At 60.6% G+C, this 12,892-nt stretch carries 10 protein-coding genes and 1 tRNA gene; 4 read left to right on the forward strand and 7 right to left on the reverse strand.

The annotated features are described in order from the left end of the window. Positions 1–56 precede the first annotated feature (56 nt). Both ACLGL5_RS18790 and ACLGL5_RS18795 read right to left on the reverse strand, forming a co-directional pair. Positions 57–698: a TetR/AcrR family transcriptional regulator gene (locus tag ACLGL5_RS18790; RefSeq protein ID WP_038645625.1), complete on the reverse strand. Its 642-nt coding sequence runs from the start codon at positions 696–698 to the stop codon at positions 57–59. Between the two features lie 83 nt (positions 699–781). After that, positions 782–1,066: an acylphosphatase gene (locus ACLGL5_RS18795; RefSeq protein ID WP_019857177.1), complete on the reverse strand. Its 285-nt coding sequence runs from the start codon at positions 1,064–1,066 to the stop codon at positions 782–784. Positions 1,067–1,247: 181 nt separating this feature from the next. On the opposite strand from ACLGL5_RS18795, the gene ACLGL5_RS18800 reads away from it, so the two are divergent. Next, positions 1,248–1,778: a MarR family winged helix-turn-helix transcriptional regulator gene (locus tag ACLGL5_RS18800; RefSeq protein ID WP_064985036.1), complete on the forward strand. Its 531-nt coding sequence runs from the start codon at positions 1,248–1,250 to the stop codon at positions 1,776–1,778. Here ACLGL5_RS18800 and ACLGL5_RS18805 read toward each other — a convergent pair. After that, positions 1,775–2,887: a pyridoxal phosphate-dependent aminotransferase gene (locus ACLGL5_RS18805; protein ID WP_069091761.1), complete on the reverse strand. Its 1,113-nt coding sequence runs from the start codon at positions 2,885–2,887 to the stop codon at positions 1,775–1,777. The genes ACLGL5_RS18800 and ACLGL5_RS18805 overlap by 4 nt on opposite strands. Before the next feature lie 121 nt (positions 2,888–3,008). Between ACLGL5_RS18805 and ACLGL5_RS18810 the strand changes: the two genes are divergently transcribed. Next, entirely contained in the window at positions 3,009–4,673 is a 1,665-nt protein-coding gene (locus ACLGL5_RS18810; protein ID WP_494372740.1) for a tetratricopeptide repeat-containing sulfotransferase family protein, read from the forward strand. Between the two features lie 248 nt (positions 4,674–4,921). Here the strand turns inward: ACLGL5_RS18810 and ACLGL5_RS18815 are convergent, their stop codons facing one another. Together ACLGL5_RS18815 and ACLGL5_RS18820 are read right to left on the reverse strand one after the other, a co-directional pair. Further along, positions 4,922–6,130, reverse strand: a complete 1,209-nt coding sequence (locus ACLGL5_RS18815) for a porin (RefSeq protein WP_019857181.1) — start codon at positions 6,128–6,130, stop codon at positions 4,922–4,924. A gap of 294 nt (positions 6,131–6,424) precedes the next feature. Continuing rightward, positions 6,425–6,515, reverse strand: a tRNA-Ser gene (locus ACLGL5_RS18820). A 471-nt stretch (positions 6,516–6,986) separates the two neighbouring features. Here ACLGL5_RS18820 and ACLGL5_RS18825 point away from each other — a divergent pair. Together ACLGL5_RS18825 and ACLGL5_RS18830 are read left to right on the forward strand one after the other, a co-directional pair. Beyond that, positions 6,987–8,126 (forward strand): porin, encoded by a 1,140-nt coding sequence (locus ACLGL5_RS18825; protein ID WP_494372741.1) that lies wholly within the window; start codon positions 6,987–6,989, stop codon positions 8,124–8,126. A gap of 241 nt (positions 8,127–8,367) precedes the next feature. Next, the gene (locus ACLGL5_RS18830; protein ID WP_171880396.1) at positions 8,368–9,444 is read left to right on the forward strand and encodes a tyrosine-type recombinase/integrase; all 1,077 of its coding nucleotides are present in this window, start codon (positions 8,368–8,370) and stop codon (positions 9,442–9,444) included. 71 nt (positions 9,445–9,515) lie between these two features. Here ACLGL5_RS18830 and ACLGL5_RS18835 read toward each other — a convergent pair whose 3' ends face one another. Together ACLGL5_RS18835 and ACLGL5_RS18840 are read right to left on the reverse strand one after the other, a co-directional pair. Continuing rightward, entirely contained in the window at positions 9,516–10,415 is a 900-nt protein-coding gene (locus ACLGL5_RS18835; protein WP_069091765.1) for an alpha/beta fold hydrolase, read from the reverse strand. A 367-nt stretch (positions 10,416–10,782) separates the two neighbouring features. Further along, positions 10,783–12,813 (reverse strand): lytic transglycosylase domain-containing protein, encoded by a 2,031-nt coding sequence (locus tag ACLGL5_RS18840; protein WP_069091766.1) that lies wholly within the window; start codon positions 12,811–12,813, stop codon positions 10,783–10,785. Between the last annotated feature and the right edge of the window lie 79 nt (positions 12,814–12,892).

Genomic DNA, 12,892 nt, shown 5'->3' on the forward strand with positions numbered 1-12,892 from the left:
CATGACCCCGAAAATCGACTTCGATTTTCGGAAAGGATCATGCGCAAATTCAAGTGCTACTGCGTCCTTTGCCCGTCCAAGGGACGTGCGGCGCTGTAGGTGTCCATCCTCGCGCCAACCAGGCGCATTGTCATTGAAAGATATGTCGCCGTTACTTCAGTGACCGACAGCCGCTCGCCTGGGCGAAACCAGACGATGACGCCGGTCATCATCTGGATCAGCGCCATGGCCGTCAGGCCGGTGTCCTCGATGCTGAAGTCGCCCGCCTCGGCGCCTTCGCGCAGGATGGTGCGCAGTTCCTTTTCGTAGGCTGTGCGCTGCTTGAGGATCTGTGTCAGCCTGTCGGGCGACAGGCTGCGCAGTTCCATGTTCGACACATGCGTGGCATGCCGGCGCCCGATGTGGAAAGCGATGTGGTTGCGCACATAGGCCGCAAGCTGCTCCGCCGGATCCGCATCGAATGGCCTCGCGCGTTCCCAGGCCTCCCGAAGCCCCTCCATGTGCTCGCGCATCAGCGTGAACAGCAGGTCTTCCTTGGTCGGAAAGTAGCGATAGAGCGCGGCCGCCTGCACGCCGACCTCGGCCGCCAGCTGGCGCATCGACATCGCCTCGTAGCCGTAGCGTGCGATCAGGTTGACCGCCGCTTCGCGGACTGCCGCCTCGGTTCGCTCGCCGTCCGATCCCGTGGTGCGCGCCATGATCGCCTCGTTAATTCGACGATAATAAAACGAACGTTCAATTAATTCAAGAGTGCCAAACTAGTAAATCGATGCGCATGGGCCTATGCGACGATCCTGAAATCTCCAGGCGCGGTCCAGGTCTCGATCTCCTCGACATCTACCCGCGAGACTGAAGCGCCCGCCGGGCCCTGGCGAAGCCGTTCGATCATGGACGAAACCGCCATGTCGGCGCCGGCAAGCCATGCCGTTACCGAGCCATCTCTTTCGTTGCGCACCCAGCCCACCAGCCCAAGCCTTGCCGCTTCGCCTCTCGCCCAGATCCTATAGCCGACGCCTTGCACCCTGCCGTGTACGCGGGCCTGGACGGCCCTTTTCCGATCGTTCATCGTGCGCTCCCTTCCTTAGAGTCTGGCGCAGGATCGAGCGAAGGCAACTGGCTTGAAGGGGACTATCGAACAGAAGCCGAGGCTTGCTCGCAAGGTGGATGACCCCATCCAATAAATAGTTGACTTGGTCAACTTTTACGCAATGATCCACCGAAGTGGAATCTCAGGGAAGGCGCATGACATGCCAGCCGATCGCAGTGCCTTGGTCCGCGATCTCAGATGCTTCAACCGGTTTTATACCGGCCTGATCGGGCTGCTCGACGAAACCTTGACGCACAGCGCCTTTACGCTGACCGAGGCGCGGGTGCTGTTCGAACTGGGTCGTCGACCCGGCCGCATTGCAGCCAATTCCGGCGGCAAGGCAGGCTTTCTGGCACGGGTGCTTCAAATCGACTTCGAACCAGCAGCGTCCGACATTGCCAGGGACCTCCAGCTGGATCCGGCCTATGTCACGAGAATCCTTCGAAAATTCTCTGCCGCCGGCCTCACCGAAACGCGTGCCGGCCCCGATGCTCTGCGCCGGCGCGTCCTCTCGCTCACCATGCGCGGCCAGGTCGCGCTCGCTGCACTTCAGTCGGCCGCGGATCGCGATCTCACCCGCCTGACCGTGGACCTGGGCGACGAGGAAGCCGCCGAGTTGTCGGATATATTGGCACGCGTCAGGCATCTGCTAAGCGCAGCGCCAGCATCCGAACGCCGCGAAAGCGCCTAGTTCCCCCGCGCTGCCGCCAGCGCGCCCGGCAATTCCTCGGCAAAGATATCCAGTTCGTGGTCGAGGCCGACGCTGACGCGAATGCAGCGGTCTAGTCCTGGCGCCATCGGCTTGCGGATGAACACATCACGTGACAGCAGACCTTGCAGCACCTTCAGCGCGAAGGGGCCGTCATGACCGCAATCGATGGTGACGAAATTGGTCGCCGAGGCCAGCGGCTTCAACCCGTTCTGCTCGGAGATCGCCGCGATGCGCCGGCGCCCGGCAGCCACGCGCGCCACCACCGTCTCGAGATAGGCCTGGTCGGCGAGCGCTTCGACGCCGGCGATCTGCGCCATGCGGCTGACGCCATAGTGGTTGCGGATCTTCTCGAAGTCGCGGATCACCTGGGCCTCCGCAATCGCATAGCCGCAGCGTATCCCGGCAAGCCCATAAGCCTTTGAAAAGGTTCGCATGCGGATGACATTCGGTCGCGAGATGTCGATCGGCGGCAGGGCCGAGGCAGGCCCCAATTCGCCATAGGCCTCGTCGAGCACCAGCATGGTGGTCTCCGGCAGCGCTTCGATGAAGCGGATCACCTCGTCCGCTTCCCACCAACTGCCCATCGGATTGTCCGGGTTGGACAGATAGACCAGCGGAGCCTTCTCCTTGACGACCGCCTTGAGCAAGCCATCCAGGCTTTCGCGGTCGTTCTCGTAAGGGACTGTCACCAGCCGCCCGCCGACGCCGGCAATATGGAAGTTGAAGGTCGGATAGGCGCCGAGCGAGGTGACCACGGCATCGCCAGGCGCCACATACATGCGTGCCACAAGACTGAGCAGGCCGTCTATGCCTTCGCCGACAACGACGTTCTCGACCGCTACGTCGTGATGCGCGGCAGCCGCGACCTTCAGCTCGTAATTGTCGGGATCGCAATACATCCACTGGTCGCGCGCGACGCGCTCCATGCGGGCGATGACGCGTGGCGACGGGCCAAAACTGCTCTCATTGGCGCCGATGCGGGCACGAAAAGCCCGCCCGCGCTCCCGTTCCTGCGCTTCCGGGCCGACAAAAGGCACGGTCGAGGGAAGTGCTGCGATAAGCGGCGAAAGGGGAGGGCGCAAACGCATGGTGGAAGCTCGCTTGGAAAAGGGGACTTCTTGCTAGCGTGGCCGGCCTAACCGTGCAAGCACCCTGCGGTTTCCAGCCGTAGCGCTGGATTCCGTCACCCCTTTTTGCTAGCGAAGGACGATGAACAATCGTCTGCCGCCCGCCTGGTCCAGGCATCTGAAAACTCCGTCCGGACCGAAAAACCCGCAGCCGAAAATGGCCCAACCGAAAGCAAGCTCGCGATCCCAAGCGCAGGCCGATGACGCACTGCTCAGGCAGGCTGTCGAACTTCATCGGGCAAATCGGTTGCTGGATGCGGAGGCACTTTGTCAGCGCGTATTGGCTCATAACCCGAGGCATCCTCTCGCCTTGTATCTATTGGGAACCTTTGCGCTCGGCCTGGACGACGAGATGGCCATTCGATGCTTTGAGCGAGCGGTAAAAGAGGTACCTCAAAATCCGCACTACCATCTGACACTGGGTGAGACCTATTTGAAGGTCGGTGAGCATGTGCATGCGATCAGGCATTTTGAACGTGCTTGCGAGCTGAAAGCCGACTGGGTTGAGGCGCTTTGCGCGCTGGGTCGCGCCTACACCGAATTCGGCAAGGCCGACATGGCGGTGCCGCTTTATGAGAAGGCGCTGAGAATCAATGGCGGCCATCCTCTTGTCCGAATGGGGCTGGCCAATGCGCTAGTAAGCCTCGGCCGTATGGACGATGCGACAGGTTACATGAACGAGGCGATCAGCCATCGCCAGGATGTCGCCGCTGCCTACAACGGCTTGGTTAGCATCCGAAAATTCACGGAAGAGCCGGCGGAATTCAGATCCATTCTGGCTGAGCTGAAAAATCCGGCGCTTGATGCGAAAAGCATTCAGCAGCTCCACTATGCGGCGGGGAAGGTGCTCAACGACCTCAGGCGCTATGACGAGGCGATGGACCACTTCGGGCAGGCAAAACGCTCGGCCCGTCGCTTTGACATGGAGGGTTACCGCCGCAGCATCGATTTCATGATCGAACTGTTCAGCCCGCAGATGCTGGCCGCCAGGGCAGGATATGGCAGCTCTTCCGAAGTGCCTGTCTTCGTGCTTGGCATGCCGCGTTCGGGCACCACTTTGACCGAGCAGATCTGTGCCAGCCACCCCGATGCTTATGGCGCCGGCGAGCTGACAAAACTCCGGCGCATCACCAACAGGCTCGCGCCCAAGACACGTTCGCCGGAGGAGTTGCGCGGATCGATCCTCAATATGACTGTCGATCAGTCGAAGTCCCTGGCCGAAGAGTATCTCATTCACATCAGGCAAAAATCGCCGGAAGCTTCACGAATCGTCGACAAGTTGCCTCATAATTTCGAGCTAATCGGCCTCATAAGGCTCCTTTTTCCCAAGGCGCGCATCATTCACTGCCGTCGCGACGCCATCGACAATTGCCTCTCATGCTATTTCCTGAGTTTCAACGAGGACAATAGCTATGCCGCCGATCTGCACACGCTCGGACTATACTATCGCGAGTACGACCGGCTTATGCGTCATTGGGATACGGTTTTCCCCGGGCAAATCCTACAGAACCGCTATGAGGACATGGTCTCCGACCAGGAAGGGCAATCGCGCCGCCTGATAGAGCATCTGGGCTTGCGCTGGGACGACGCCTGCTTGCAATTCTTTGACAAGGGCGGTTCGGTGAACACGTTCAGCCGCTGGCAGGTTCGGCAGCCGATCTACACCTCGTCCGTCAATCGCTGGAAGGCTTATGGAAGCGCAATCCAGCCGCTGGTCGATGCGTTGGGTGATCTGGCTGGGGTTTGATTGGGCACGAAAGCTCTTAGTGCTGTTGGACTGACAGGGACTCTCGTAGCGCGACCATGTGACGGAGATGGGCTGAGGCATCGAACGAAACTGTCAGAGCTGCGCCGGTTTCGTCCGCCCGCTCCGGCCGCTCGCGAACTTTCAAGACAGGCACTCAGCCTGGTGACAGTAAGTCTGCATTTTTGACGCGCCTGACAAAAAACCCGGCGGTTGCCCGCCGGGTTTCGATTTCGACAAGTCGAAATTGATTAGAAGTCGCGCTGGAAGCGGAGGATACCGCCGACATTGTTCTTCTTGGTCGCGCTGACCCAAACCGAGTTGTTGTCGATGGCGCCCTGGCCAACACGCTGCCAGTCGGCTTCGGCTGTGATCGTGAAGCCGGGAACGATGGTGTAGGCGACGTTCGCCGCGAGGCCGATATCTTTCCAGTCGTCATACGACGCCTGCAGGTTGAACGAGGTCTTCTCGTTGAACTTGTAGGTGCCACCGCCCCACACAGCCCAATTGCCACCCCACACCTTGTAGAAGCCGCGACCGAGCGCGTCGATGGCCCCAGGTTGAGTGATTGGGTTGTGGACTTCGTTCAGATTGCCGTCTGAGCCGTAGCCAACCATGGCGAACAGCGACAGTTCGTTGGATACGTTCACATCCAAGCGAACCTTGCCGGCCACTTCTTCATAATTGCTGTCATAAGCAACGACGCCGGTGATGGCACCCCAGCCCTGCGTCCACTTCAGGCCGCCCACGACATGCGGAACATAGCTGTCGATCGTGTCGAAGCCGGAACCTTCTTCGAGAGAGACCACGGCCGACAGGCCATTGCCGGCGTCGAAGTAGTACTGGATGACGTTGGTCTGGAAACCACCGTAGGGAACGATCGTATCGTTGATGACGTTGCCGGCGTAGCCGATGAACGTATCGAAGGCCGATTCGTCAGCGCCGACGCGCAGGCCGCCGAGCTGGATCCAGGCGAATTCAAGGGCGCTGCTCTTGTTACCAGCCCGCCAGCCGGCGGTGCCGGCGTTAGGGTTTGGCTCAGTTCCGCCTGCGAGGGTGGAGCTGCCATAGTCGCCGTAGTTGTTCCCGAAGTTCATGCGATACTCGGTGTAGGTCTTCAAGGTGCCGAGTTCGGTTTCCTGGCCAGTCCAGGTCTTCAGCGTGAAGCGAGTGTTCTTCCAGTAGGTCGAGTGGTCGCCATCGCCCTGGTGGTCCGAAACGTGGTTGACGCCATCGAACGAGCCGGCATCGCCCACGCCGATATCCTCACGGACATACCCGCCGATGCGCAGGCAGGTTTCGGTGCCGGGGATGTAGAAGTAGCCAGCGCCGTAGACGTCGCAAATCTTGACGTATTCTGCGGGTTCCGGCTCGGCGACGACGACGGCGTCGGCGGCGCGCGCACCGGAAACTGCGATCAGGGCCGCAGCGGAGCCGAGAAGAAGGCTCTTGATGTTCATTTTCTGACCTCCAGTCAGAATCGAGAGTAGAGGTCGGCGAAAAACGGGTAGAATGGCCGTTTTTCGTTTTATCTCAGATAGATAGCATCATGGGCCGTCGGCGGGACGCAGTTCGCCAAAATCGCTTGCTCGCAAAAGCCTTGCCTGATCCGGTCTTGAAATGCCGCTCCAGCTGCCGTGCATTGGCCTCCGCTTCGACCGAAATACCCGCCTTCAAGACGACAGGCAGATGAGCCTTGGTCGACGCCACATGGCCTGGTTGATGTGATTCGAAGCGCACAGCGCGAAGCAGGATGGCGGAGAGGATGGGATTCGAACCCACGAGAAGCTTTTGACCTCTACTCCCTTAGCAGGGGAGCGCCTTCGACCACTCGGCCACCTCTCCGTTGCGCCGCTGGATAAAGAAAAGCGCCGGCACAATCAACAAGCCCCAGCCATTATCTCGGAAAAAGAAACATAATATGGAAAAATAAGAAGCGCACGGAACCGCGCCTTTCCCGGTTTAGGCGGTTCTGCGGCAAATCTCCGGCTAATGACTCGAGGCCTTGCCTTGATTCCGTCAGTCGGTTGCCGGATTCGGCTGGAAACTGGCGGCTGCGACCGGCCTGATGGTTAACGAGAGCTTTCTGAGTGAGGCCAAATCGTGTCATTTGTGCAACAACGCTGGGGGATAGCAGCCGAACAGCCCTTTCGCCGGTACGATCGTTGTTGAACGCCGCCGCCTCATGGGTAATGTCGGGTTCGAAGGAGCGGCGCGGTGCGCATCTTTTTCGGTAGTGGGGATGGGGCAGGGAACGCTGTCCTTCAGCAAAGAATACCCAGACCCGTTTTTTAACTTTTGACTGGAGGTCAGAAAATGAACATCAAGAGCCTTCTTCTCGGCTCCGCTGCGGCCCTGATCGCAGTTTCCGGTGCGCGCGCCGCCGACGCCGTCGTCGTCGCCGAGCCGGAACCCGCTGAATACGTCAAGATTTGCGACGTCTACGGCGCTGGCTACTTCTACATCCCCGGCACCGAAACCTGCCTGCGCATCGGCGGGTATGTCCGTTACGACATCGGCGTGGGTGATGCTGCTTCTTTTGACGGCGTGAACAATGTTCCCGACCATCTGGATGGCGGCACCAACGACACGTACTCCAAGAACGCCCGCTTCACGCTGAAGACCTGGACTGGCCAGGAAACCGAGCTCGGCACGTTGAAGACGTACACCGAGACCCGTTTCAACTTCGGCAACAGCGGCGGCGACTATGCTGACCAGACTGCGCCCTTCGCCACCGGGTACAATCCGAACGGCTGGCAGGCTGGCAACAAGGCGGTTTCGCTGAACTTCGCATGGATCCAGCTCGGTGGCCTCCGCGTCGGTAAGGACGAATCGGCTTTCGACACGTTCATCGGCTACGCCGGCGACGTCATCCAGGATACGCTTGTCCCCTACGGCTCGTTCGACACCAACGTCGTCCAGTACTATTTCGACGCTGGCAACGGCTTCTCGGCCGTGGTCTCGCTTGAAGAAGGCGCTGGCGCCGACACGATTGACAGCTATGTTCCGCACGTCGTCGGTGGCGTGAAGTGGACGCAGGGCTGGGGTGCGATCACCGCGGTTGCTGCTTACGACAGCAACTACGAAGCATGGGCCGGCAAGGCTCGCTTGGACGTGAACGCCACCAACGAACTGTCGCTGTTCTTGATGGCTGGCTTCGGAAACAAGGACGACGTCACGGATCCGAACACGGGCCACAACTTCTTCAAACTGTGGGACGGCAGCTGGGCAGTCTGGGGCGGCGGTAGCTACAAGTTCAACGAGAAGACCTCGTTCAACGTGCAGGCTTCGTATGACGATGGCAAGAAGTTCGGCCTGGCGGCCAACATTGCCTATGACATCGTCCCCGGCTTCACGATCACTGGCGAAGTTGACTACATCAACGCTTCTGCCAGCGACTATCACTCCAGCTTCGACGGCATCGGCGGTATCCTCCGCTTCCAGCGCTCGTTCTAAGGGCTGGTTCCTTACAGGTGAAATCCAGCCCGGGCGCACAAACGCCCGGGCTGTTTTTTGTTTCGTGACTGGGTCAACGCAAACGAAGGAAGAGGGGGAATCGGTAGCTGAACAAGTCCGCAGAGTGATTTCGTGGGATTCGCAGATGGGCGGATGAGATCACAACCGCGTGATTAAATCTCTTGAAAGGACGCTTCCAAGCGGATAGGGCTGATCTATCCACTCGGGGGTGAGACGAATTATGACCAACGAAGCGATTCAAGAGGGTAGCCCCCCGGATCCGTTTTCGATGTTTTCTTCTCAGAATTCAAAGATTAAGTACACTTACAACAAGATAAGAGAAGTAAAGTCGTACCGAGTCGGAGAGCTTTTTTCAGCCTATCGAGACATACTGTGGGATGATGGGCGGCATAAATACAATGTCAGCTCTTTCATCGGCGAGATAGACGAGATCCTCCTTGGGGAGTGTTTCAGCGCCTTTGACCAGAGTACCCTTGACAACCTTATCGGCACATTGCGCCAGCGCGGCAACAGCAACGCAACCATCAATCGAAAGATGGCTGCCCTTAGCAAACTGCTGCGCAAGGCTTACAAGATGGGAGATATCCACAGTCTGCCCGAGTTCCGCCGCCAGAAGGAGCGGGCGGGACGGATTCGCTTCCTCGAGAGGGAGGAAGAGGCAAGGCTGTTCGCTGCCATCAGAAGCCGCAGCGAGGATGCCTACAGGCTTTCCGTCTTCCTGGTCGACACTGGATGCCGTCTTGGCGAGGCGCTCGGACTGATCTGGAACGACATCCAGGAACATCGCGTCTCCTTCTGGATCACCAAATCCGGCCGCAGCCGCACCATTCCGATGACCGAGCGGGTCAAGGAAGTGATCAAGCTGCCTCCGACCGAGGGCCGCCGGCCCAAAGGTCCGTTCACCAAGCTTAGCCAGGCGCAATATCGTGCCATTTGGAACGAGGCTAAGGCTGAAGTCGGTCTTGGTGCCGACGATCAGGTCGTGCCGCACATCCTGCGCCACACCTGTGCTTCGCGTCTTGTCCAGGGCGGCATAGACATCAGGCGCGTGCAGATGTGGCTCGGCCATCAGACCTTGTCGATGACCATGCGCTACGCGCATCTGGCCACCAATGATCTCGACGGCTGCGTTGTGGTGCTCGAAACGCCGCGAAGCGAAGAGTCGGCGCGCGACGCCGAAAGCTCTGTGTTCTCGTCACCATTGACCGCGGCTTCCGCGCCAAAGCGGGGCAAGACGAGCGAGGCGGGCGCAGCGAAGCCAGCCAAAGCGTCCGGGAAAAGCTCGAAGGTCAAATAGTTCCCCAAAACAGTTCCTAAGGCCTGCATATACTGTCATGGCGGCCCCAGGACCAGGTCTGGTCTTGGGGTCTACTTCGTTTGACGCCCGCGCTCAGCCCGATCAAGGAAGGTCGCTATATCGCTGGGGAGGCTGCCGGTTTCAAGGAACGGCGCGTGGCCCTGGCCGTCGATCGTGATCGCTTCCATCATCGGATGACGCTTTCGCATCCCGTCCAGCGTTTCAGCCGACAGCAATTTCGAATTGGCGCCACGTATGGCGAGCAGGGGAATGGCGGCCAACGCCTCGAACTGCGGCCACAGCGCCGGCAATGGCTGTGACAGGTCGAGATTGGCGACCGTATCGACCAGTTTCGGATCAAAATCCGGCAACAGCCCTTGAGCCGTCTCGCGGTAGAGCGCTCCCACCATCCGCCTCCAGTCGGCGTCGCTGAGCTTGGAAAAATCCTTGCCGTGAACGCTGCGCTGGGCATCCATCGCCTCGGGGAAGGTTTTCGGCCTCGGTGCGCGTTCGAGATAGGACTGGATGTGGGCGAGGCCGGCCGGCTCGATCACCGGCCCGATGTCGTTGAGAACAATGGCTTTCAGCACGGCCGGCCGCAGCGCGCCAAGCACATGGATGATCAGTCCGCCGCGGGAGGTGCCGATGAAGACCGCCCCTTCAATGCCAAGCGCGGCCAGCCCGGCAAGGATGTCGCTGGCCTCGACGCCGACATTGTAGTGGCTGACATCGGGATCGTAGGCCGACTGTCCGCGTCCGCGATAGTCGAACGCAACCACTTGGCGCGGTACTGGCGATCGCATCGAAAGATAAAGTGCCAGCTCATGAAAATCCCGTGCATTGCGGGTCAACCCAGGCAGGCAGATGACCGGCCAATGTCCGGACTTCGCTTCGCCATAGACGCGGGCATGAAGTCTCAGCCCGTCAGGCGCGGCGTAGAAGAAGTCGCCAAATTCTTCGGTGCTTGACATCTGAAAAAGATTCCCTGGCCGGATTGTTTTCGACTGCTACAGACGAGTGCAGGATCGGTCAAATGAAGGCCTTTCCTTCTCCCCTTGTCAGGTGGGAGGGGGGCGCGTAGCCGACGAAAAGCCAATTCGTTGGCTTTTCGAGCTTCGAACTGTGAAGACCCGATTCGCCGTCGGGCGGATCGGCCACCATCCGGCCCTTCGCAGACTCCCAGCCTTCGGGCGTTGAACCCCCTCAAAAGGTCCACTGGATTTCCCCGCTGCTTGTTGTGTCCCGGCGTTCGCTGGTCTCTCATCGTGCCACCGGCGCGATGAATTCGCTTACGCGAGCCGGCTGCTCACCCCACAAGCGGAGAGGCACCGAGAAGCCTCAACTCCGCCCGTTCACGAGGTCGCCGACGATGTCGTATTTGCCGGAAATACGCATCTTGTAGACTTCGTAATTCTCCATCACGCGCTGCACGTAACTTCTTGTTTCCGTGTAGGGAATCCGCTCGATCCAGTCCACCACCGCATCGATGTCCTTGCCGCGCGGGTCGCCGTACTTCGCCACCCACTGGCTGGCCCGGTTGGGGCCGGCATTGTAGCCGGCGAAGGTCAGCACGTAGGAGCCGTTGAAGCGATCGAGCTGCTCGCCGAGGAAGGCCGAGCCGAGTGTGGCGTTGTAGCCGGCGTCGGTGGTCAGCCGCGCCTGCGAAAACTGCAATCCGGCCTTCTTCGCCAGTTGCTTGGCGGTTCCCGGCATCAGCTGCAGCAGCCCGCGCGCGCCGGCGCTGGATACGGCACCGATGTTGAATTCGCTCTCCTGGCGGGCAATCGCATAGGCCAGCGCCTTGCCCGAACCGGAAATATTGGCCGAATCAGGAATGACGCCGAGCGGATGCGACAACGCGCCGACATCGATGCCGCGCGCGCCGGCGATCTTGCCGACCTTCAGCGCCATGAAATGGTTGCCCTGCTTCTCGGCAAGGACAGCAAGCAGCGCCAGTTCGCCCGGGCTGGTCAATTGGCCGGCAAGGTCGCGATAGAGTGTTTCGGCATAGCGATCATAGCCTGCCTCCTGCAGCCGCTTGATCGCGCTGACCGCCTCGCGGCCGGCAAAATTCTGCCGGTCGGCGGCACTGGGCGTGGGATAGACGATGTTGAGCGCCTGCCGGCCGACACGTTCGGCGGCAAGCTGCCCGTAAAAGGTCGTGCCGTAGTTGGCGGCGCGCCCAAAATAGTCCTTGGCGTTGCCGGGACCGCCGACTTCCGCGGCACGGCCGAGCCAGTAATAGGCGCGCGACAGGGTCATCGGCCCTTGGGCAAGGTCGGCGATGCGCGAAAAATGCGTCGCGGCAAGCTTGGGGTCGTTGAGGCCACGCAGCGCATACCAGCCGGCATGGAACTCGGCCTCGGCCGCATTGGCCGCACTTTCAGCGGCATGCGTGGCGACAATCTTGTACGCTGTCTTCATGTCGCCCTGGTCGACCAGTTCGCGCGACAGCACCCGGCGCTCGACCCACCAAGCGTCCGGGTCGACCAGAGCCTCGCGGTCCGTCGGCGCCTTCATCACCACGGCGGCGGCGCCGGCAAAATCCTCCTGCTTGCGCAGATATTCGGCCTGCGCGAAGAAATAGCCGGCAGAACGCTGGGATACCGGGACGGCCGTCAGCAGTTTCAACGCATTCTTGTCGCCTCTATCGGCCGCGGCCCAGGCCTCGGCAAACTGCTGGGCGCCGGCGAGGCCGGCAATGCGCAGCGCGGAATTCACCCGGTCGGCATAGAACATACGGTCCATGCGAAAACGGTGGTCGGCGGCAGGGATCAGACCGCCGAATTCCTTGATCAGCGCCGTCTCGTCCTTGGCTTCCAGGACCGTGGTGCGCCAGAACGGCGACAGCACCGAGCGCGCAGCCTTGACATTGCCCGTCGCCACATAGGCGCGGGCGAGAACCATGACGCCCTCGAATGTTTGCGGCTGGCTGCCATCGAACGCCGCAATGACGATGTCGGGAGCGGGGTTTTCTCGATAGAGCGCCCGCTCGCTGTTCTTGCGCAAGGCAATGGTGCCCGGCCAGTTGGGCAGCATCTTCGCGGCGGCGGCGATGTCGCCGCTCGGAACCTTGTCGCCACCGTAAAGTGCGATCGCCCAGGCCAGAATGTGCTGGTCGAGCGATTGGGGGGGAAGCGCATCGCGCACACCGCGAGCGCCGGGGATATCGCCGGCGGCCAGTGCGTCGAGCCCAGTTTTCAACGGGGCGACGCTGGGTGAGGGGGCCTGCTGCGCACTGTCCTGCGGGCTCGGCATCGGGATCGCCGAGGTGACCCGCGCATCCACGCTGCCGCTGATCGCCACGCCGGGCATCAGCGCGGCGATGGCGCCTAGCAGTGCGAAGAGGTGAGGCCGACGGGTCGGCATGGTCTCGTGTCTTTCCTTATCCCAGCATTCTACCAGCAGGCGAAGATGCCTCGAAGCCTAAACTTAGGTCGTGAAGGGC

This window comes from Mesorhizobium sp. U510 (assembly GCF_059180695.1).